Source organism: Mycobacteroides sp. LB1 (assembly GCF_013449725.1).
Lineage (GTDB): Bacteria > Actinomycetota > Actinomycetes > Mycobacteriales > Mycobacteriaceae > Mycobacterium.
Genome location: NZ_JACCFF010000002.1, coordinates 265,472 through 286,379 on the forward strand (window position 1 = coordinate 265,472; position 20,908 = coordinate 286,379).

Below are 20,908 nucleotides of genomic sequence, written 5' to 3' on the forward strand. Positions count from 1 at the left end.
TGTGCGCTCGGCGCGAAGAGCGTCGGCCGGGCACATCGACGCGAGGGTTGTCGGTGCCTCGCCCTAGCATGGAGTCGACGACTCAACCGGCGTGGTTCCTGCTTGGGAACACAGCCGCTGAGCTTTGCGAAAACACCCGGAAGGTGCAGCGTGAAAGGACACAGGTGGCCGACCGTCTGATCGTGCGAGGCGCGCGTGAGCACAACCTGCGTGGTATCGACCTTGACCTGCCCCGGGACAGCCTTATCGTCTTCACGGGCCTCTCGGGTTCCGGGAAATCGAGCCTTGCCTTTGACACCATTTTCGCCGAGGGCCAACGGCGATACGTCGAATCGCTCTCGGCGTACGCCCGCCAGTTCCTGGGGCAAATGGACAAGCCCGATGTCGATTTCATCGAGGGTCTCTCGCCCGCGGTGTCGATCGACCAGAAGTCGACCAACCGCAACCCCCGGTCCACGGTAGGCACCATCACCGAGGTCTACGACTACTTGCGTCTGCTGTACGCCCGTGCCGGAACCCCGCACTGCCCGGTGTGCGGGGAGAAGATCGCCAAGCAGACGCCGCAGCAGATCGTCGACCAGGTGCTGGACATGGAGGAGGGCCTGCGGTTCCAGGTGCTCGCTCCCGTGGTGCGCACGCGCAAGGGTGAGTTCGTCGACCTGTTCGAGCAGCTGAACTCGCAGGGATACAGCCGTATTCGGGTTGACGGTGTGGTGCATTCGCTCACCGACCCACCCAAGCTCAAGAAGCAGGAAAAACACGATATCGAGGTCGTGATCGACCGCCTCGCCGTCAAGGCCAGCTCCAAACAGCGGCTGACGGACTCGGTGGAAACCGCACTGCGGCTCGCCGACGGCATCGTGGTGCTGGAGTTCGTGGACGCCGACGAGGATTCCCCGCAGCGCGAGCGCAGGTTCTCCGAGAAACTCGCCTGCCCCAATGGTCACCCGCTCGCCGTGGATGATCTTGAACCGCGGTCGTTTTCGTTCAACTCACCCTACGGCGCCTGCCCCGAGTGCACCGGTCTGGGGATCAAGAAGGAAGTCGACCCCGAGCTGGTGGTCCCCGACCCGGATATGACGCTCGCGGAGGGCGCCATCGCGCCCTGGTCGATGGGACAGAACGCCGACTACTTCGTCCGGCTCATGGCTGGGCTGGGGGATGCCCTCGGCTTCGATGTGGACACCCCGTGGAAGAAGCTCCCGACGGCCGCCAAGAAGGCGATCCTGGACGGGTCCTCCGAGCAGGTCCATGTCAGATACAAGAACAGGTATGGCCGCACCCGCTCGTACTACGCCGAATTCGAGGGCGTACTGGCCTTCCTGCAGCGTCGCATGGAGCAGACCGAGTCCGAGTGGGCCAAGGAGCGGTACGAGGGCTTCATGCGGGACATCCCGTGTCCTGAGTGCAACGGCACCCGCCTCAAGCCGGAGATCCTCTCCGTCACGTTGACCGCCGGGGAGCACGGCACCAAGTCGATCGCGCAGGTGTGTGACCTGTCGATCGCCGACTGCGCTCAGTTCTTGAACTCGCTGACGCTGGGCCACCGCGAGCAGGCCATTGCCGGGCAGGTTCTCAAGGAGGTCCAGTTTCGGCTTGGCTTCCTGCTCGATGTCGGTCTGCAGTACCTGTCGCTGGCGCGAGCGGCGGGCACACTGTCCGGCGGTGAGGCACAGCGCATCCGGCTCGCCACCCAGATCGGATCGGGACTGGTGGGCGTGCTGTACGTGCTCGATGAGCCGTCGATCGGCCTGCATCAGCGCGATAACCGCAGACTCATCGAAACTCTTACTCGACTAAGGGATCTCGGTAACACCCTGATCGTGGTCGAGCACGACGAGGACACCATCAAGCATGCCGACTGGGTCGTCGACATCGGCCCGGCTGCGGGGGAGCACGGCGGCCAGGTGGTGCACAGCGGCACCTACGCCGAACTACTCAAGAACAAGAAGTCCATCACCGGTGCCTATCTGTCTGGGGTGGAGAGCATCCCGCTGCCCTTGATGCGCCGCACGGTTGACGCCAAGCGTGAAGTCATCGTGGTCGGTGCGCGCGAGCACAACCTCAAGGACATCGACGTCGCGTTCCCGCTCGGCGTGCTGACCTCTGTTACCGGTGTCTCCGGCTCGGGAAAGTCGACGCTCGTCAACGACATCCTGGCGACGGTGCTGGCCAACAAGCTCAACGGTGCACGGCAGGTGCCCGGCCGACACACCCGAGTGACAGGTCTGGACAAGGTCGACAAGTTGGTGCGGGTGGACCAGTCGCCGATCGGCCGCACCCCGCGGTCCAACGCGGCCACCTACACCGGGGTTTTCGACAAGATCCGCACACTTTTCGCGGCGACCACCGAGGCGAAGGTCCGCGGATACCAGCCGGGCCGGTTCTCGTTCAACGTCAAGGGCGGACGGTGCGAGGCCTGCACCGGCGACGGCACGATCAAGATCGAGATGAACTTCCTGCCGGATGTGTACGTGCCTTGCGAGGTGTGCCACGGGGCCCGCTACAACAGGGAAACACTCGAGGTGCACTACAAGGGCAAGACCATCGCCCAGGTGCTCGATATGCCCATCGAGGAGGCCGCCGAATTCTTCGAAGCCATCACCTCGATCCACCGCTACCTCAAGACCTTGGTCGAGGTCGGCCTGGGTTACGTGCGACTGGGCCAGCCCGCCCCGACGCTCTCCGGTGGTGAGGCACAACGCGTCAAGCTCGCTGCCGAACTGCAGAAGAGATCCACCGGCAAGACGGTCTACATCCTCGACGAACCCACCACCGGGCTGCATTTCGAGGACATCCGCAAGCTGCTTACCGTGATCAACGGCCTGATCGACAAGGGCAACACCGTCATCGTCATCGAGCACAACCTGGACGTCGTCAAGACCTCGGACTGGGTCATCGACATGGGGCCGGAGGGCGGTTCCGGTGGCGGCACAGTGGTGGCACAGGGCACGCCCGAAACGGTGGCCCAGACGCCGGGCAGCTACACCGGCGAGTTCCTGGTGGGTTTACTGCCCAAGCCGGTCCGGAACGGAAAGACTCCCGGCAAGGCCACCGGAAAGACTCCCACCAAGTCGCGGACCAGGAAGGTTGTTGCGCCGGTCTAGGGTGGCACTCATGAATGACGCGGCTGTTGGTGAACCGTTTGTTCGTATCCTCGCCAACCTCGCGAAAGCCGCACCCGACGCCCCGGCGGTCACCTGCGGTACCGAGTCGGTGACCAGGGCCGAACTAGAGCGACGTGCCACGGCTTTGGCGCATGCCTATCAGCGTCTCGGCGTGCGGCAGGGTGACCTCGTCACCATCGGACTACCCAACTCGGTGGAATTCTTCGCCGCGCAGATCGCGGTGTGGAAGGTCGGCGCCACTCCACAGCCCGTGTCATGGCGGCTGCCGCTTGCCGAACGTCGCGCGATCGTCGAGCTTGCCGATTCAGCGCTTGTAGTGGGGGTGGAGGCGGCCGACCATCCGGATCGGGTATGTCTCCCAGCGGGATTCGAGCCTACGGCTGCAGACATCGCCGCTCCGCCGCTGCCAGAGCTGGTATCGCCCGCCTGGAAGGCGCCCACATCCGGGGGCAGCACCGGCCGACCCAAGATCATCCTCGCACCCAGCCCCGCGGCGATCACCGGCACCGCCGCGGGTGAGGTCATGGGCATGCAGTCCGAGGATGCCCAACTCGTTGCCGGTCCGCTGTATCACAATGCGCCACTGATGTTTTCGTCGTATGGCCTGCTCATGGGGCATCACCTCGTGGTCCAGCCGAAGTTCGACGCCCTACAGGCACTTGAGCTCATCGACTCGCATAAGGTCACCTGGTTGCAGGTGGTGCCGACGATGATGTCGCGGATGTTGCGCGAGTTCCGGCAACACCCCGGACGATTCGATCTGTCCACCATTCGAGTGCTCTGGCATATGGCCGCTCCGTGCCCGGTATGGCTGAAACAAGCATGGATCGACCTGCTGGGCCCGAATGTGATTTGGGAGCTGTACGCGGGCACCGAGGCCATCGGTGGCACCATCATCACCGGACCGGAATGGCTGGCCCATCGCGGCTCCGTCGGCAAGCCGGCCCTGGGTGAACTGACGATCCTCGACGATGAAGGAAACCCGTTGCCTCCCGGCGAGGTGGGGGAGATCTTCATGCGCCCATGGGAGGGGATGCCCAAGCCGTATAAGTACCTCGGCGCCGAGATCAAGCGGGTCGGTACCTGGGAATCCATCGGCGATCTCGGCTGGCTAGACGACGACGGCTACCTCTACATGAGCGACCGCCGCACCGACATGATCGTGACCGGTGGCGCGAATGTGTTTCCCGCAGAAGTGGAATCGATCATCAATGGATACCCCGGCGTGATCGACAGCGTCGTCGTCGGCCTACCAGACGATGACCTCGGACAGATTGTGCACGCCGTGGTCCAAGCCGACTCGAACGTGACCGAGGATCAGCTGCGCGACTACCTGCTCGACCAGATTGTCCGGTACAAGGTTCCACGCGCGGTGGAATTCGTGGCAGAGCCCCTGCGTGAGGACTCCGGAAAGGTGCGGCGCAGCCTCGTCCGCGAGCAGGCGATCGCCCGCCGGACCGGTGCTCGCTAGGTTTCCTCGCGCATCGACTTGCGGATTTCTTCGAGCCGCTCGGCCGCCGCCCGGGCTCGCGCCTCGAATTGCTCGTCGAGCTGGCGACCCTCATCGCTTTCGGCGTCCAACTCGGCGGACCCGGCGGCCGTGCCGGACCGGGTTTCGATCTTCTCGCGTACCGATTCGAATGTCGGCACACCACCGTCGGTGTATCCCGGATCAGGTCTGTCGGACATACCGGTCGACGCTACTCCGGTCGACTAGCGCGGCAACGGGATATCCGGCACCGTCGGTGTGCCGATCCGTCCTGCCATCCATGGCAGCGCCGAGGTGAACGCCGTCTGCGCGAAGGGCCATTTGTGCTCACCCGGCTTATGCTGCACCGTGCATGAGATTCCTTGTGCCGCACCAAGCTCACACAATCGGTGGGCAGCGCGGTCCTGGTCGCTCAACGGCGCGGCTGCCGCGGCGCCCGGCGCGGCACCCGTGCTGGTGATGGCTCCGGACCCCGCTCGGTGCAGACCGTTGACATCGAACCAGCCGGTGGTGTTCGTGTACCGCCCGTGGCGCGACATCAGCGTCGCCGGATCGAATTGTTCCCACGCGGCAGCGTCGCCGCCAAAAAGCCGAGCGATGGTCTGGGTCTTGTTACCGGAGTTCGGTGACATATCACCGGCGATGTCCTCGAAGGCGCTGAATGACTCCGGGTGTTTGACGGCCAGCGTCACCGCACAGGTGCCACCCATCGACCAGCCCACGACGCCCCAGTTCTGCGGCCGGGGACTAACCCCGAAGCGCGACACCATGAACGGGATGACGTCCTTGGTCAGATGGTCGGCGGAGTTGCCGCGCGGACCGTTCACGCATTCGGTGTCGTTGTTGAACGAACCACCGGCGTCGACGAACACCATCACCGGCGCGTTTCCACCGTGCTGACTCGCGAAGGTATCGGCCACATCGACCGCGTTTCCGCTACGGATCCAGTCGCTCGGTGTGTTGAATTCGCCGCCGATCATCATGATCGTCGGCAGCTCTGTACGGGTGGAGTCGAACCAGGCCGGCGGCAGGTAGACGATCTCCTGGCGATGGCGGAATCCGCTGGCGTCGGCCGGGATATCCACGGGTACGAGCTTGCCCTTGGTCATCGCCGGTCCGCGGCGCTCCTCGCGGGCGGCCGTCACTGTGGCCATATCGGCCTGGTTGGGCAGCGGGCCTGCGGTCAACTGTGCCCATCCGGACTGGATGCTGCGCACATATCCAGTCCACTGATTCAGCATCAGTGCCCCGGACAGGATCGTGAGCGGCACCGCGCTGAGCGCGATCGCGCGACGCCACCAGCGCGCCGATCCCCAGCCGACCACCAGGACCGTGGCGGCCACGCCGATGAGCGCGATCCATACCCACAGCATCGGCGGAGCCGGGTTTCCGCCGTCGGCCCAGCCCTCTGACTGGATGTACCAGTAGGCCCAACCGGCCAGCGCGGCACCAACGCCTACCGCCATGGGTAACCAGCGCAGAAACCACCGCCGGGTGCGTAGCCCGATGGCGATGACGAGCGCGAAACCGGCAATGACCTGCATGGAGACGGGAAAAGTCCCATGTAACAGGGAGATGTCATGTCCGGACACGACACCTATGATGGAGTAGGTTCCTGTGAATTGTCTGTCAGGCTTCCGACGTGTCGGTTACCGCGGTTTGGCTAGCGGGAATGGCAGCGTCTCACGAATGCTGCGCCCGGTAATGAGCATGACCACACGGTCGACACCCATGCCCATCCCACCCGTGGGCGCCATCGCGTACTCCATGGCGCGCAGGAAATCCTCGTCGAGTTCCATGGCCTCGGCGTCGCCGCCCGCTGCGAGTAGCGACTGCTCGTACAGACGTCGACGCTGCTCTACCGGATCGGTCAATTCGGTGTAGGCGGTGCCAAGTTCGACACCCCAGGCCACCAGGTCCCACCGTTCGGCAAGCCCTGGCGTGCTTCGGTGCGGGCGGGTCAGCGGGGATACCGAGACTGGAAAGTCGCTGTAGAAGGTGGGCGTCGTGGTGCGCTTCTCGACAAGCCGCTCGTAAAGTTCGAGCACCAAATGGCCTGCGTCCCATCGTGGATTGAACTGCACCTCCACCGATTCACAGAGCCGTCGCAACGCAGGTACTTCCGTTGTCGAGTCGACCGGTTGACCGAGTGCGCGTGAGACCGCCTCGTGCACAGGGATGATCGGCCATTCGCCGCTGATGTCAATCGGCGCCAGTTTCCCGTCCTCACCCTGCCGCATCACCACCTCGCTGCCGTGCGCCGCCTTGGCGGCGTTCTGGATGAGGCGTTGGGTCGTCTTGGCCCAGACCAGGTAGTCGGCGTGGGCCTGGTAGGCCTCCAGCAGCGTGAATTCGGGGTTATGACTGAAGTCGACCCCCTCGTTGCGGAAGGCTCGGCCGAGCTCGAAGACCCTCTCCACGCCACCCACGCAGAGCCTCTTGAGGTACAGCTCGGGCGCGATACGCAGATATAGGTCCAAGTTGTACGCGTTGATATGCGTGAGGAAAGGACGCGCATTGGCCCCGCCGTGCACCTGCTGCAGGATGGGTGTCTCGACCTCCAGAAATCCTTGAGAGAGCAGGGTACTGCGCAGCGATGTGACGATCGCGCTACGCGCCGCGATCTGATCGCGGGCCTCGGGATTGATCGCCAGGTCGAGGTACCGGGCGCGGACCCTGGCCTCCGGGTCGATGAGACCCTTGCGCTTGTCGGGTAGCGGGTGCAGGCACTTGCCGATGATTCGCCAGGACCGCACCAGCACAGACCGGGTGCCGTTCTGCGACTGGCCCATGACTCCACTAGCCTCTACCAGGTCGCCCAGATCGATTGTCGCGGTGAACTCGTCGTGCAGCAGCGGATCGTCGATAAGCAGCTGCACCTCTCCCGACCAATCGCGTAGTTGCGCGAACAGCACGCCGCCGTAGTCGCGGATCCGCAGCAGGCGGCCACTGATGATCACCTCGGTACCGTCGGCGGCCACCAGCGCCTCGGTGACCGTGTGAGACGGCGGTGAACCCACCGGGTATGCGTCGATTCCCCGTTCCTGCAAGGCGGCGAGCTTGCCCAGTCGCACCTTGACCTGCTCGGGCACCCGCTGTTGCGGCTTCTCGTGTGGAAGCAGGTCGGGGGTGCTTCCGTCGTGGTGCAGCAGTCCGGTCGCCACGATCGATTGGGGCACCGCGCTGTATTGGCCGGTGTGCCGCGGTTCGGCGCGGTTGCCAAAGGGCAGCACCAGGAAGCCCTCGGCGATCACGGACGCAATGCCGATTCGGGGGATGAGACGAGCATCCTCGTAGCAGACGAACCGGGGCACCCATTCGGGCTGGTATTTGACGTTCGAGCGGTACAACTGCTCAAACTGCCAGAACCGTGAAGCGAACATCAACACCGAGCGCCACAGCCGCAACACCGGTCCGGCTCCAATCCGGGAGCCATCGGCGTACACCGAGCGGAACATCACGAAGTTCAACGAGACCCGGGTAATGCCCATACCTTCTGCCTGGGTAAGCAGCTCGGTAACCATGAATTCGATTGTGCCGTTGGGTGACTGACGTGATCTGCGCATGAGTTCGAGCGACACGCCATTGGGACCCCAGGGCACGAGCGAGAGCATGGCGACGGCGTTGCCATCGGGGTCGACCGCCTCTACCAGCAGGCAGTCGCCATCGGTGGAGTCACCCAGTCTGCCCAGCGCCATGGAGAACCCACGCTCGGTATTGCCATCGCGCCACAGGTCGGTGTTGGTGATGATTTGTTTGGTCTCCTCCGCCGACAGTTCGCGATGGCGGCGGATACGCACCGAGAGCCCGGACCGCCGGGCACGGTTGACGGCTTGGCGGACTGTCGCCATGTGCGGACCTGAGATCGAGAAGGTGCGCGGGTACAGGATTGCCTCGTCACCGAGTTCCAGTGCGTTCAGGCCATGTTCGCGATAGGCCAGCGCACCCTCGGCGCTCGCGCCCATCACCGCCGGCGCCCAGCCGTAGGCCTGGCAGACCCGCAGCCACGCCGAAATTGCTTGGCTCCAGGCCGATTTGTCCCCGATGGGATCCGCGCTGACGAGGCAGACGCCAACCTCAACCCGATAGGTGACGGCCGCACGACCGTTGGGCGCGAAGATGACCGCCTTGTCTCGGCGCGTCGCGAAGTATCCGAGGGAGTCGTCCTGTCCATAACGCTCCAGGAGACCCCGGATCAGTGATTCGTCATCACCTGTCAACGCGTTGACGGCTCGTTGTGAGCGGAACAACACGATGGCCGCGGTGATCAGCGCGAGTGCGCCGAACAATCCGAACAACCAGTTCAGGAAATGCGGTGGAACGCCGTCAAAATCGCGATGTGATGCGATGGAGAAGCCCGCGACACGGTTGAGCGCCCACCAGAATCGATCGTCAGGAACCAGGGTGCGGGGGAAGAGCTCCAGCAGGCCCCACGCGACCAGCGTCCCCGCCGCCATCCCGCTGACCAGCACCACCGCCGCCTTGACGATCGCACCCCGTCGTACTTTCGCGTAGAACTCCTTTCGAGCAAGCAACAGCAGCAGGATGAATGCGCCGTGCACGACGAGGCCCATCAGTTCCACGGTGTCGCGGTGCTCGATAAAGCCGCCGACATTCAATGCCGACCGACCTACCAAGTCGATCAGCAGCACCCACCACGCGATGCTCTTGCGCACTGCGAGGGCAGCAGCCAGCAGCGCAAGCACACATGCCCACGACAGGCTGCTATCGGGCCACCCGAACAGATACTCATCAACGAACTCCCGGGGCAGCCTGGTCGCCATACGAACAAATGGGGAGAAGCTCGAGAGGAAATTCAGGATCGCCAAAACGCCGACGAGCCAGCCGAAGAAGGGCGGAACCCACCGCCACCTCGACGTTATAGGTGGTCGCGCCGCTGGGCGCGCGCCTATACCCGGGAGCGCTGTGACAGCGGATTGCTCCGGGGCGGGTGGTTCAGCTGCCGGTTTGGTGGATGTCACCTTGCGAGAATAAGTGGCATGCCTTGACGTTCCCTGCGAGTTACGAGTTCCGGGCGTTTATCTCAGGTACTTCTCACCGGGGCCTTGGCCCGGTTCGTCCGGGACGGCGCTGGCTTCACGGAACGCCTTTTGCAGGCTCTGCAACCCGTCGCGGATCGGCGCGGCATGCGGGCCCAGGTACTCCACCGAGGCGGCCACCAGCCCGGCAAGCGCGGTGATCAGCCGACGTGCCTCGTCCAGGTCGCGGTGAGGACTTTCGTCGGGATCGGGGGAGGACAGTCCCAGTTTTTCGGCACTGGAGCTCATCAGCATCACGATGGCCTTGGTGATCACCTCGATTGCAGGGATATCTGCCAGGTCCCGCACGGAGCCGTCATTCGGGGCGTCATCTCGGGACGAGGTGTCGTGAATTTCGAGGTCATCGGTCACGGCTGCTAGACTTCCATGCACGACCGTTCCCGGTAACGCCGGGGACACCAAGTGGAGTCCCGCTCCCACCGCTGACCATAAGGTCTCGCGGTCCGGTCGCAATCACTCTCGGGTGATTGTTCTGCCTCAACATTTGGGGTGCAGAACGGCGTTTTTCGTCGTGACCGGTCGGCTACGGGCCCTGCCATGCGCAGGGCTTCTCTGTTCTATAGGAGCAGAGTCTGTTCAATATGAGCAGAGTGCTGATGGACCCGCTTTTTGTCCCCGTCGACCTGTGTTTCGGTTAAGACAGTAGAGGACGAGCCAGGGAGGCCACATCAGCACTGAGACCCGCATTAACGAACGCATCCGCGTACCCGAAGTCCGCTTGATCGGCCCTAAAGGCGAGCAGGTCGGAATCGTTCGGATCGAAGATGCGCTTCGCGTCGCCGCAGACGCCGATCTCGACCTTGTCGAGGTAGCCCCAGACGCCAGGCCTCCGGTCTGCAAGATCATGGACTACGGCAAGTTCAAGTACGAGACGGCTCTGAAGGAGCGCGAGTCTCGCAAGAACCAGCAGCAGACAGTCGTCAAGGAACAAAAGCTTCGGCCGAAGATCGACGATCACGACTACGAAACCAAGAAGGGCCATGTGGTCCGCTTCTTGGAAGCCGGATCTAAGGTCAAGGTGACGATCATGTTCCGCGGACGCGAGCAGTCGCGGCCCGAGCTGGGCTACCGGCTGCTGCAGCGGCTCGGCGCGGACGTCGCCGACTTCGGCTTCGTCGAGACCTCCGCGAAGCAGGACGGCCGCAATATGACGATGGTGCTGGCGCCGCACCGGGGCGCGAAGACCCGGGCCAAGGCGGCTCAGCAAGCAGAGGCTCCTGCAGGGCCGGCCCCGGCTCAGGCGGCCCCGCCGGCTGAGCAAGCGCCCGTCGAGCAAACGCCTGTTGACCAGGCGCCCACTCAACAGGCGTAGTACCTAAGTACCGACACAACGAAGAACAGGGAACACCAAGATGCCTAAGGCCAAGACCCACAGCGGTGCGTCGAAGCGCTTCCGCACTACCGGCAGCGGAAAGATCGTGCGCCAGAAGGCGAACCGTCGCCACCTGATGGAGCACAAGTCCACCACTCGCACCCGCCGTCTCGACGGCCGTGCCGTGGTAGCGGCGAACGACACCAAGCGTGTCAAGAAGATGCTGACCGGCTAGCAGTCGCGTTCACGACCACCCCAACACACAGCACCACACTGCATCACTAGAAGGAACAAACATATGGCACGCGTGAAAAGGGCCGTCAACGCCCAGAAGAAGCGCCGGACAATCCTGAAGGCCTCCAAGGGCTACCGCGGTCAGCGGTCACGCCTGTACCGGAAGGCCAAGGAGCAGCAGCTCCATTCGCTGACCTACGCCTACCGGGACCGTCGCGCCCGCAAGGGTGAGTTCCGCAAGCTGTGGATCTCGCGCATCAACGCCGGGGCCCGCGCCAACGACATCACCTACAACCGCTTCATTCAGGGCCTGAAGATCGCCGGTGTCGAGGTCGACCGCAAGATCCTCGCCGAGCTGGCCGTCAGCGATGCGGCCGCGTTCACCGCGCTGGTCGAGGTCGCCAAGGCTGCGCTGCCCGAGGATGTCAATGCTCCGGCCGGGGAAGCCGCCTGAGCGACGCACTTCTGACCGAGCGATCACAGACAGTGATCGACGCGGTCAAATTGCACCGGCCCGCCGCGCGTCGGCGGGCCGGTCTTTTTCTGGCGGAAGGGCCGAACCTCATTGAGGCCGCGCTGCGGTCCGGCGCGGTCGAACAGGTCTTCGTCACCGAGTCCGCGGCAGATCGATTTGCAGACCTGCTGTCCGCAGCTCCCATCCGTCTCGTCACCGATCGGGCCGCCAAGGCGTTGTCCGACACCGTTACCCCAGTCGGGTTGGTGGCGGTGTGCCACTCCATTGCGAGGCAATGGCCCGAGATCGCGGCACTTTCCCCGCGACTAATCGTTGTCGCGGTTGATATTTCAGAACCAGGCAACGCAGGCACGCTGATCAGGGTTGCCGACGCGATGGGCGCCGACGCGGTCATTCTCGCAGGAAACAGCGTCGACCCGTTCAACGGCAAGACCCTGCGCGCCTCGGCAGGCAGCATCTTCAATATCCCCGTGGTGGCCGAAGACAGCGTCGACAGCATCCTCAAAGAGCTTTCGGGGCAGGATATTTCGATTCTAGCCACCACGCTCGACGGTGATCTCTCCCTCGACGATGCCGAAACCGTCCTGTCCGGCCCGTGCGCGTGGATCTTCGGGAATGAGGCGCACGGATTGGACGCGGGGACGGTCGCATTGGCCACACACCGAATCACCATCCCGATGCGCGGGGGAGCTGAGAGCCTCAATCTGGCCAGCGCTGCGTCGATTTGCCTGTACGCCACGGCTCGGATGCACCGCGGTCAATAGCCTCCAGTACTATCCACAAAGCCGTAACAACCAGTACTAGTAACTTCCATGGATTGAGGAATGTTGATGTCGGAGCCCCTGAAGATCACGCGCTTCCGCGAGTCGGACGTCCCCAACCAGTCCGGCAAGACCCACGTCATCACCGGCGCCAATAACGGCCTGGGACTCGTGGCCGCCGAGGCCCTGGCCCGCGCCGGCGCCCGCGTGGTGCTGGCCTGCCGCAACCAGGAGACCGGTAAAGCCGCCCTGGACAAGGTGCGCGCCCTCGGACCGAATGCCGACCATGCGCTCGTGGAGCTGGACCTCACCAGCCTTGCGTCCGTGCGCTCCGCCGCGGATGCAATCCGCACGCAGGCACCCACAATTGACGTGCTGCTCAACAACGCCGGCGTCATGGCGATCCCGCTGCGGCGCACCGCCGAAGGATTCGAGATGCAGATCGGTGTCAATCACCTCGGTCATTTCGTGCTGACGGACGCGCTGCTGCCCTCGCTGCTGGCCGCTGACGCACCGCGGGTCATCTCGCTGGGCAGCGTCGCACACGCGCAAGGGCGCAACAACCTGAAGGTCGATGACCTGAACTTCACCAAGCGTCGGTACAACCGGATGACGGCCTACCGGGCCTCGAAGCTCGCGTGCATGCTGTTCGGCTCCGAGTTGGCCCGCAAGGCCGCGACCGCCGGGTCCTCGCTGGTGTCGGTGAATGTGCACCCCGGTGTGGCCGCGACGAACCTGTTCGATTCCATGATCCCGAAGATTCCGGGGCTGCAGAAGGCCTTCTACTTCGGCATGGGCGTGGTGCTGCAGGACGAGCGCCAGGGCGCCGAGTCCGAGCTGTACGCGGCGTCCATGCCCGATGTTCGGCCCGACGATTACCTCGGACCCACGCAGCTTCAAGGTATGCGTGGACCGGTGAGGCGCGCGCCCCGTTCCGGTGAGTCACGCGACGCGCAGCTGGCGGCCCGGTTATGGGAGAAGTCGGTGGAGCTCACCGGCGCGGATTACTCCCGCCTCACCGGATAGGACGCACTGGGATCACCCTGAGTCCAACACTCGTGTCGCGCACCGCAGTTCGGCATCATCGTTGCTCGACGCGGGTGTGGCTGAGAGGCTAGGCACCGGCCTGCAAAGCCGTTCACACGGGTTCGAGTCCCGTCACTCGCTCCAACGAATCATCGGGTCAGCCGATAAGGCTGACCCGATGATTCGTAACTGTTGGTCACTGGCTCCAGATCTAAAGATCTAACCGCCGGCGGGCGCTTCCGCCGCTTTCGGCGGCTGTCCGTCAGCGGACTCCAGCGTTGGAGCGGCTGGTGCCCCTGGCATCACTGTGGGAGCCGTGGGCTCGACCGCTGCGGCGCTCTCTGGCGCCTGGCCATGCGGATCCTCCAAAGCCGGATTCTCGTTCCCTGCGCCGAATTGGACGCCCGTGGTGCTTGCCGGCGCGGCCGGCGTTGCGCCGCCCTGGATTCCGTATCGCGTACTGGACGAGGTCAACACGTTGGCGGGGTGGGCACTATTGCCCAGCTTGCTCCCGGGGAGCCCAGTAGCGCCCGCCGCAGGATCGGCGTTGGCCGCGATCTTCACACCGCGTGCGTCCACGGCGGCAGGAGCGACGGCCGGGAAGTTGTTATAGATGTACGTATAACTTCCCGGAGTGGCGGGCAGGGGAGCGGGGACGCCAGGCACAAATGGGATGCCTGGCGGGTCGGCCGCCGCCATCGGCGCGGTGAGCCCTGCCAGCGCCAGGGCCCCGGCCACACCGGCCGCAGTGACGATAATCTTTCGTTTCGGCACGAGAGCCCTCCCTAGATCTTCATCGGGTCGCCGTAAACGGCGAACGAGGTGTGGGCGGAGGCTGTCGAGATCCGCAAGTAGACGTACGACCGGATGGTGACATCGCCGCCGCAGGCATCCGCCTTGATGTGCAGGTTATCGACATCGAGCATAGCCTTGCCACCGTCGCTCAGAGCCATATTGGCCAAGGGGAGATCGGTGATCACACCGGGCTGCAGGATGGTCTGCACGAAACCAGCCACACCGCCGGAGCCGCCGACGCTCGGGCCGCCGCTATAGCCCGCCGATCCCGCCAGGCCTCCGGTGCCACCGATCTGCAGACCACTGGAAACGTCTGTCTGACAACCGAGTTGATATCCCGCGATAAAGAGGCTGTCGGTGATCGGCGCGGACCCACCGGTGGCGATTGCGGTCGCGTCGAAGGTCACGAACGCCTCCCGAGAGTTGGAGGCCTCGGCCAGGTTGGGCACCGAGTTGATCGTCTCGTGGTCGCTTCGGATAACCAGAGTCCACCCGTCACGAGTTACCTTGGTGTAGGTCTGGGGCGCCATCGTCACCGGATCGGCGTGCGCGGTTGCCGTTCCCAGAGTGCAGATCGCGGTGAACAGCGCCATGACGGCGGCCGTGCGTGGGAGTACTGCCATGTGAGTGCCTCGTTTCCCCTTGCGGATATGGACCGGTACCTGAGTTTGGGAGCTATCGCAGCGTCGTCGATTACGTGTCGGTGTGATGAGTCCGTTATGTGAGCTGACGGAAAGATACGCCTGCTCAAACGGCGCCGCAGATCGTTTTTCACAGGCCACTCACAGGAATCGCCGTCGGGAACACTCGTGCTCACTTTCTAGTTTCGTTCATTGTGAGTTGATGACGCGTTGCTGGACGCCGGCAATCAACAAAGGACAGGCTGTCCGAATGTGTTCTTATGCTGCGTCAATCACCCAGTGAACGGCGCGTGTCGAACCGCCCACAGGGGAGTAAACCCCTTGTCCGGACGAGCTAATTTCGTCTGTCAGGCGACAGAAATACCTACCGCGAAAATGTGGTCTACGCCATAGTTTGGCCCTGTAAAAGCTGCGTAAACAGGTGTTACGGGACTTCGCGAGCACCCCGAATTGCCCACGGGGGAGATGCCAGCGAAAAGGTGGCATGTAATAACTCGCCCGCGCGTGCCATGAGTGACCTGGGCTGGGCTGACTGCGGCAGGTAGTGCATCGGCAGCCCTCGTCGGTCCCTGGGCGGCGCGGTGATCTTCGGCGCCTCTACGAGGGGCGCATCGGGAGGCAACTCGCCGCGGGAGCGCTTGTATGCCGATACCGCGCGGGGGTGCAGCCGGATATCGTCGGGCAGCGGGCTGAACGCCAGCTGCACCGCCTTACCGAACAGCCGTAGCAGCACTTCGTCACCTGGTGTCCAACGCATTCCGGCCTTCTCACGCACCGACGGATTGAACACCCCGGCGGCAACCCAGTTTTGGAATGCTCGGGCCGGCGCCCACATCTGATGCCAGAGGAAGTCCGGCATCAGTACGTATCTCGGCTTGGGGATCTGGATCTGGAAGATATCCAGCGTCGCGCGGTTGATCTCCAGTTCGTCGATGCAAACCCGCTCCCAATACTCCTGGAACTCCTCCCACGATTTCGGCACCGGTCGCATGCTCATGCCGTACATCCGGTACCACTGGACGTGCTCGGCAAAGAGCTGACGTTTCTCGGCCTCGGTGAGCCCGCCGCAGAAGTACTCCGCGGTGTTGATGATGAGCATGAAGAACGTCGCGTGCGCCCAGTAGAAGGTCTCGGGGTTGAGGGCGTGGTATCGCCGCCCCTTCGTATCGACGCCCTTGATGGTGTCGTGGTAGCCGCGAATCTGACGTCCGGTGTCCGCGGCACGATCACCGTCGTAGACCACGCCCATAATGGGGAAGACGGAGCGTGTCACTCGCTGCAAGGGTTCGCGGAGCAGTATCGAATGGTTCTCCACACCGGCACCCAGCTCCGGATACATGTTCTGGATGGACCCGATCCACACACCGAGCAATCCGGTGCGCAGATCCGCAAAGTACTTCCACGTTAGCGAATCTGGACCAAGTGGTTGCGGAACATCGTCCTGATCGATTTCGCGCAACGGTTCTGCGATCGAACGCCTGCCGGGCGAGCGCGCAGGCGCGGACCTGTGGGTACCCCGATCGGCAGTGGCGGATGTCATCGTTGACCCTCCTTTGTGGTGCCTATCACGCACGTTATTGGTGACAACTGACGTTGTCAATGAGTACGTCAACGGTGGTGAGAACCGTTTGTTAACCGTGTCCAAAGCTCCACGTCGCCGCTACCAGCACCGACAGATAGCAACCGGGTGGTTGAGGAGACGCGCGCGGACATAGCGACACTGGCAACTACAAGATTGCCGCTACCCACCCCAGCACATAGGCTGATCCCGTGGATGTCGAGCCGTCAGGCCTCGATGCCGAACCGGACCGAGAGCATGACTCTGAGGTCCGTAAGCGCAGGCGAGGTCGCACCCGTGGGCCTGTGCGGCATGACCACGTCCTGGACTCGCCAGATGCAGATGAGGCCGAGGACGGCTCCGTTACCCCCGGGGAGCCCACGTCCCGCCATATCGCACGAGCCGGTATCTGGTTTCGCAAGATGGATCGGGACCCCGCGGTGGTGGCGGCGGTACGTCGTGCCCGGCGTTCACTGCCTGGCGATCCGTATTTCGGTGATCCGCTGTCCACCAGCGGTTTTGGCGGGGCGAGTGCCGTCGCGCGCGCCGCGGACCGGCTGGTGACCGACAGGGATACCGCGGTCCGAGAGTTCGGGTTCGGTGCCCTACAGCTCTGGCAGGCCCTCACCGAGAGGGTCAGCAAGCAACCGGCGAATCGCGAGGTCACGCTGGTCTTCACCGATCTCGTCGGGTTCTCGGGGTGGGCACTCGAAGCCGGTGACGACGCGACACTCAAATTGCTGCGCCGCGTCGCATCCGTCGCCGAGCCGCCCATCCTCAATGCCGGTGGCCAGGTCGTCAAGCGCATGGGCGACGGCATCATGGCGGTCTTCGACGACCCGGTGACCGCCCTGCGCGCAATCATTCCCGCCCGCGAGGCATTGAGAAACGTTGAGATCCAGGGATATACGCCGGTGATGCGGATTGGTATCCACTCGGGCACGCCCCAGCGGATCGGTTCGGACTGGCTTGGAGTCGACGTGAACATCGCGGCCCGTGTCATGGAGAGTGCCGCGAAGGGCGGGCTGGCCATCTCGCAACCCGCGCTGGCCAAGGTGCCCCTGGCGCTTCTCGATCACCTGGGACTCACACCGACGCCCGTACGACGCCCCCTGTTCTCCAGTAGGCCGGCCGGAGTGCCCGAGAACATGAAGATGTACCTGCTCGAAACTCGCAGGGAACTGCCAGCCGCGGGGGATGACGGTCGCGTCTAGCCGGTGCGATCATGGGTCATGCGGAGAGTCTGGGCCGCGCTAGTCCGGCTACGAGTGACCATCGGTTATGCGGCCGCCCTGGTCGCGGTCGCCACCGTGCTGGTCCTGGAGGGGCCGCGGATGCAGGACCGTGTCGTCGCGCACGCGAGCACCAATCTGCACAATCTCCATCAGGGACGCCTGGGCACTCTTATCGGCAGCGCGTTTGTCACCGACGCCGGACCGATCTACCTGTGGCTTCCAGGCCTTGTCTGCATCCTCGCCCTCGCTGAACTGCAATGGCACAGTGGACGATTGGCACTGACCTTCGCGCTGGGGCATATCGGAACAACCCTCATCGTCAGCCTCGGGTTGGCCCTGGCGATCTGGTTGCATTGGGCTCCGGTATCCATCGCGCGGGTCAGCGATGTGGGGATGAGCTACGGCACCGCGGCAGTCCTCGGGGCGTTGACGCCGTCGATTCCATCGCGATGGCGTGCGTCCTGGGTGATCGGATGGATCACAGTGGGCGTGGTGTCCATCGCGTGCAACCAGATGTTCACCGAGGTCGGACACCTGATAGCGCTGATCCTCGGGATGCTGGCCGCAAGGACCCTGCCGCCTCTTCCGCGGCGCGCCCCGCACTGGACCGCACTTCGCTTGTCGCTGCTGGCTTTCGGCGGCCTGTTTGCTCTGATGATGTTCGCGGAGGACGGCCCGACGCTGGCGGCGGCGGCACCCACCGCTATTGCCGCCGTGCTCGTCACCCAGTGGGTCAACGCGCGGCGGCGGCCTCGTGATCAAGTAGCCATCGCTTGACGGGAAGGCCGTAGCGGAAGCCGCCCAGTGCACCGCCGATACGTAAGACCCGGTGGCACGGGACGAACAACGCTGCGGCGTTGCGCGCACAGGCGCTAGCGGCGGCGCGGATGGCGGCGGGCCGCCCGGCGCGCACCGCGAACTCGCTGTAGGTGATGGGCGCTTCCGGGCCGACCATCCGCAGCACGTCCCAGGCATGCACGAGAAAGTCCCCGGAATGCTGGGCGACGGGGATCGGGTCGATGGCCGTCAGATCGCCCGCGTGGTAGTCGGTGACCGCCTTGGTGACCTTTCCGAGGTCACGCCTGTGGCTCAGGGTCTGCGGCCGCAACGTCGGATGAATCAGCGAGCGCAGCAGTTCGGGGGAGTCCGTCCATCCCGATGCGAGAACGGTCCCCGCACCGTCGACGATGGCGGTGAATGGCCCCACCGGGGTGGTAAGGGTCGCGTAGTCGCTCATGAGGTTCCTTTCGGCTTACGGATGCGTGGACGAGCTTGGGCCGCGATTCCCTTGCGCCACAGGTGCATGGACACATAGGACCGCCACGGCGAGCAGCCGCGGGCGGCTGCGATGTCGATACCCTCGGCGGCTGCGCCGCGGCGCAACACCAGATCGTGTTCTAGCAGCACGTCCGGATCCGCGAGTTGACGCATCACCACGTAGTCGGCAGTCCACGGCCCAATTCCCTTGATGTCCAACAGCTGCCGACGCAGATCTGTGGCGGTCATCCCGTGATGCAGCTCCAGCTTGCCTGCCGCGAGACTCTCGGCGGCCCGTATGACAGCCTCGATCCGCGCGGCGGGACCCGCCATCACCCCAGCTCCAGCCGCGGCGACGGCGTCGGCTGTGGGAAAGAGGTGCGTCACCCGACCCGTCGTGTCGGTCACCTGCTCACCGAGCGCGGCAACCAGAGATCCCGTCGCGGTATTGGCCGCGGCTACGGAGATTTGCTGACCGATCATGGTGCGCAACAGCAGTTCTGACCCATCGACGGTGCCGGGAACCCTGACACCGGGCGCATCGGCGACGAGGGGCGCCAGTGCGGGATTGGACAGCAGAGCGTCGTCGACGGCGGCAGGATCGGCATCGAGGTCGAGGAGGTGACGCAGTCGCGCCACCGAGGGAGCAAGGTCCCGCATATCGGTGAGCTGCAGGTCCGCCCGCACCTGATCCGTCGACACCGTCAAGGTCGCGATGACCGGGCCATGCGGCATCCGCAGCGCTCGCGTGTACCGCCCGTCGGAGAAATCCTCGACCCCACGAGCGCAATGATGTTCCAACAGCCACGTTGACCATGCGACGTTATGGGGCAGCCGCAGTGGGAGTTTGAGGCTGACTCCACCAGGGATTGGCGCCGCCGCGGCAGTGTCTTTGCGGGGGACTTCAGTACGCAGCTTCGAGGGTGTCGTCGCGAAAACGGCCGCGATCGTGTCGTTGAACTGCCGAATGCTGGAAAAGCCTGCGGCGAATGCGATATCAGACATAGACAGATCGGTGCGCTGAATCAGCAAACGAGCCGTGGTGGCCCGGTTCGCCCGCGCCAGCGCCAGTGGGCCCGCGCCCAGCTCGCCGAGCAGTACCCGGTTGAGCTGGCGACTCGAGTATCCGAGCGCACGCGACAATCCGTCGACTCCATCACGCTCAACCACGCCGTCGCCGATGAGGCGCATCGCGCGGATAGCCAAGTCGGACTTGATGTTCCACAGTGGAGATCCAGGCGCCGCATCCGGTAGGCACCGCCGGCAAGCGCGATATCCGGCGGCTTGTGCGGAGGCCGCGGTGGGATGGAAGGAGACGTTCTGACGTTTCGGTGTGATGGCCGGGCAGGACGGTCGGCAGTAGATACCGGTGGTGCGAACCGCTGTGTAGAACTGTCCGTCGAATCGGGTATCGCGGGACTGAACTGCCCGATAACAGGCCTCCGCTTCAAGCTCCATGCTTTGAGCATGCCCGCGCCCACGGCGGAGTGCTAGCGGAAATCGGACATTACCGTTGGGACTGGTTCTCGTCCCAGATCAGGGCGTAGCGGCGCCACGCCAGCAAGGTGATCGTCATCGACATCGCTGTTCCCGCTATCGCACCGATCGCCGAGCGCCGCCAGGCGGCCGCAAGCGCCGATAACAGCGCAATACCTCCGAGGACGCTCAAACCGGTGAGTGCGGCATCCGATGTGGGTTTGGTCATCCAGATTTCCTCGCCACGTATCGCTCGGGTGGCGAAGGAGCTGCCATCGCGGGGCGGTGGCGTGACGATGGGGTTGATCACCAGCCAGACAATGATGGGGAGCGACCAGCGCCACCGCCGGGTCCACACCGGGAAGAGCAACAGCGGTGTTGTCGCCCAGCGTGACCACGCGCTCACCGGGTGGCAATGCCTGTCGAAGATCCAGCGGCGTACTGCGGCGCCATTCACATCT

19 protein-coding genes and 1 tRNA gene are annotated in these 20,908 nt (G+C 64.2%); 10 read left to right on the forward strand and 10 right to left on the reverse strand.

Annotation, left to right across the window (positions count from 1 at the left end; genetic code table 11):
- Window positions 1–164 precede the first annotated feature (164 nt).
- Window positions 165–3,107 carry an excinuclease ABC subunit UvrA gene (gene uvrA / locus MLB1_RS12025; protein ID WP_180750046.1) on the forward strand — a complete coding sequence of 981 codons (2,943 nt, stop codon included), beginning with the start codon at window positions 165–167 and terminating at the stop codon, window positions 3,105–3,107.
- A 10-nt stretch (window positions 3,108–3,117) separates the two neighbouring features.
- Window positions 3,118–4,599: an AMP-binding protein gene (locus tag MLB1_RS12030; protein WP_180750047.1), complete on the forward strand. Its 1,482-nt coding sequence runs from the start codon at window positions 3,118–3,120 to the stop codon at window positions 4,597–4,599.
- Here the strand turns inward: MLB1_RS12030 and MLB1_RS12035 are convergent.
- From MLB1_RS12035 to MLB1_RS12050, 4 genes are read right to left on the reverse strand one after another with little or no spacing between them, the layout of a single operon-like run.
- Window positions 4,596–4,817 carry a hypothetical protein gene (locus MLB1_RS12035; RefSeq protein ID WP_180750048.1) on the reverse strand — a complete coding sequence of 74 codons (222 nt, stop codon included), beginning with the start codon at window positions 4,815–4,817 and terminating at the stop codon, window positions 4,596–4,598. The genes MLB1_RS12030 and MLB1_RS12035 overlap by 4 nt on opposite strands.
- A 24-nt stretch (window positions 4,818–4,841) precedes the next feature.
- Window positions 4,842–6,218, reverse strand: coding sequence for an alpha/beta hydrolase-fold protein (locus tag MLB1_RS12040; RefSeq protein ID WP_180750357.1), 1,377 nt, complete (start codon window positions 6,216–6,218; stop codon window positions 4,842–4,844).
- A gap of 48 nt (window positions 6,219–6,266) precedes the next feature.
- Window positions 6,267–9,599, reverse strand: a complete 3,333-nt coding sequence (lysX, locus tag MLB1_RS12045; RefSeq protein WP_180750049.1) for a bifunctional lysylphosphatidylglycerol synthetase/lysine--tRNA ligase LysX — start codon at window positions 9,597–9,599, stop codon at window positions 6,267–6,269.
- Window positions 9,600–9,656: 57 nt separating this feature from the next.
- Complete coding sequence (locus tag MLB1_RS12050; protein WP_180750050.1) at window positions 9,657–10,028, reverse strand: DUF1844 domain-containing protein; 372 nt, start codon at window positions 10,026–10,028, stop codon at window positions 9,657–9,659.
- Window positions 10,029–10,344: 316 nt separating this feature from the next.
- Between MLB1_RS12050 and infC the strand changes: the two genes are divergently transcribed.
- From infC to MLB1_RS12080, 6 genes are all read left to right on the forward strand, one after another.
- Entirely contained in the window at window positions 10,345–10,989 is a 645-nt protein-coding gene (gene infC, locus MLB1_RS12055) for a translation initiation factor IF-3 (RefSeq protein WP_180750358.1), read from the forward strand.
- A gap of 40 nt (window positions 10,990–11,029) precedes the next feature.
- Entirely contained in the window at window positions 11,030–11,224 is a 195-nt protein-coding gene (gene rpmI, locus MLB1_RS12060; RefSeq protein ID WP_180750051.1) for a 50S ribosomal protein L35, read from the forward strand.
- A 63-nt stretch (window positions 11,225–11,287) separates the two neighbouring features.
- The gene (gene rplT, locus MLB1_RS12065; protein WP_180750052.1) at window positions 11,288–11,677 is read left to right on the forward strand and encodes a 50S ribosomal protein L20; all 390 of its coding nucleotides are present in this window, start codon (window positions 11,288–11,290) and stop codon (window positions 11,675–11,677) included.
- Between the two features lie 32 nt (window positions 11,678–11,709).
- Window positions 11,710–12,462 carry an RNA methyltransferase gene (locus tag MLB1_RS12070; protein WP_180750053.1) on the forward strand — a complete coding sequence of 251 codons (753 nt, stop codon included), beginning with the start codon at window positions 11,710–11,712 and terminating at the stop codon, window positions 12,460–12,462.
- Between the two features lie 66 nt (window positions 12,463–12,528).
- Window positions 12,529–13,485, forward strand: coding sequence for an oxidoreductase (locus tag MLB1_RS12075; RefSeq protein WP_180750054.1), 957 nt, complete (start codon window positions 12,529–12,531; stop codon window positions 13,483–13,485).
- A gap of 70 nt (window positions 13,486–13,555) precedes the next feature.
- A tRNA-Cys gene (locus tag MLB1_RS12080) sits at window positions 13,556–13,629 on the forward strand.
- Between the two features lie 75 nt (window positions 13,630–13,704).
- Here the strand turns inward: MLB1_RS12080 and MLB1_RS12085 are convergent.
- The 3 genes from MLB1_RS12085 to MLB1_RS12095 all read right to left on the reverse strand — a co-directional run bounded on the left by MLB1_RS12085 (window position 13,705) and on the right by MLB1_RS12095 (window position 16,461).
- Window positions 13,705–14,259 (reverse strand): hypothetical protein, encoded by a 555-nt coding sequence (locus MLB1_RS12085; RefSeq protein WP_180750055.1) that lies wholly within the window; start codon window positions 14,257–14,259, stop codon window positions 13,705–13,707.
- 11 nt (window positions 14,260–14,270) lie between these two features.
- Complete coding sequence (locus MLB1_RS12090) at window positions 14,271–14,873, reverse strand: MspA family porin (RefSeq protein WP_255485922.1); 603 nt, start codon at window positions 14,871–14,873, stop codon at window positions 14,271–14,273.
- Window positions 14,874–15,345: 472 nt separating this feature from the next.
- On the reverse strand, window positions 15,346–16,461 hold the full coding sequence (locus MLB1_RS12095; protein ID WP_180750057.1) for an oxygenase MpaB family protein: 1,116 nt from the start codon (window positions 16,459–16,461) through the stop codon (window positions 15,346–15,348).
- 230 nt (window positions 16,462–16,691) lie between these two features.
- Between MLB1_RS12095 and MLB1_RS12100 the strand changes: the two genes are divergently transcribed.
- On the forward strand, window positions 16,692–17,693 hold the full coding sequence (locus MLB1_RS12100) for an adenylate/guanylate cyclase domain-containing protein (RefSeq protein WP_180750058.1): 1,002 nt from the start codon (window positions 16,692–16,694) through the stop codon (window positions 17,691–17,693).
- Window positions 17,694–17,711: 18 nt separating this feature from the next.
- Entirely contained in the window at window positions 17,712–18,491 is a 780-nt protein-coding gene (locus tag MLB1_RS12105; RefSeq protein ID WP_219602986.1) for a rhomboid-like protein, read from the forward strand.
- Here MLB1_RS12105 and MLB1_RS12110 read toward each other — a convergent pair.
- Genes MLB1_RS12110 through MLB1_RS12120 form a run of 3 tightly spaced genes read right to left on the reverse strand, consistent with a single transcriptional unit; the run spans window position 18,448 to window position 20,904 of the window.
- A complete protein-coding gene (locus MLB1_RS12110; protein WP_180750059.1) occupies window positions 18,448–18,951 on the reverse strand; it encodes a methylated-DNA--[protein]-cysteine S-methyltransferase in 504 nt (167 codons plus the stop codon). The genes MLB1_RS12105 and MLB1_RS12110 overlap by 44 nt on opposite strands.
- Complete coding sequence (locus tag MLB1_RS12115; protein WP_180750060.1) at window positions 18,948–20,429, reverse strand: Ada metal-binding domain-containing protein; 1,482 nt, start codon at window positions 20,427–20,429, stop codon at window positions 18,948–18,950. Before MLB1_RS12115 ends, MLB1_RS12110 begins: the two co-directional genes overlap by 4 nt.
- A gap of 49 nt (window positions 20,430–20,478) precedes the next feature.
- Window positions 20,479–20,904 carry a DUF6653 family protein gene (locus MLB1_RS12120; RefSeq protein WP_180750061.1) on the reverse strand — a complete coding sequence of 142 codons (426 nt, stop codon included), beginning with the start codon at window positions 20,902–20,904 and terminating at the stop codon, window positions 20,479–20,481.
- Window positions 20,905–20,908: the final 4 nt, after the last annotated feature.

What these genes read in the sequence shown, in the direction of transcription:
- MLB1_RS12030 (WP_180750047.1), top strand. Translation starts at nt 3,118, where the DNA reads ATGAATGACGCGGCTGTTGGTGAACCGTTTGTTCGTATCCTCGCCAAC.
- MLB1_RS12035 (WP_180750048.1), bottom strand. Translation starts at nt 4,817, where the DNA reads ATGTCCGACAGACCTGATCCGGGATACACCGACGGTGGTGTGCCGACA.
- rpmI (WP_180750051.1), top strand. Translation starts at nt 11,030, where the DNA reads ATGCCTAAGGCCAAGACCCACAGCGGTGCGTCGAAGCGCTTCCGCACT.
- rplT (WP_180750052.1), top strand. Translation starts at nt 11,288, where the DNA reads ATGGCACGCGTGAAAAGGGCCGTCAACGCCCAGAAGAAGCGCCGGACA.
- MLB1_RS12075 (WP_180750054.1), top strand. Translation starts at nt 12,529, where the DNA reads ATGTCGGAGCCCCTGAAGATCACGCGCTTCCGCGAGTCGGACGTCCCC.
- MLB1_RS12090 (WP_255485922.1), bottom strand. Translation starts at nt 14,873, where the DNA reads ATGGCGCTGTTCACCGCGATCTGCACTCTGGGAACGGCAACCGCGCAC.
- MLB1_RS12095 (WP_180750057.1), bottom strand. Translation starts at nt 16,461, where the DNA reads ATGACATCCGCCACTGCCGATCGGGGTACCCACAGGTCCGCGCCTGCG.
- MLB1_RS12105 (WP_219602986.1), top strand. Translation starts at nt 17,712, where the DNA reads ATGCGGAGAGTCTGGGCCGCGCTAGTCCGGCTACGAGTGACCATCGGT.
- MLB1_RS12110 (WP_180750059.1), bottom strand. Translation starts at nt 18,951, where the DNA reads ATGAGCGACTACGCGACCCTTACCACCCCGGTGGGGCCATTCACCGCC.
- MLB1_RS12115 (WP_180750060.1), bottom strand. Translation starts at nt 20,429, where the DNA reads ATGGAGCTTGAAGCGGAGGCCTGTTATCGGGCAGTTCAGTCCCGCGAT.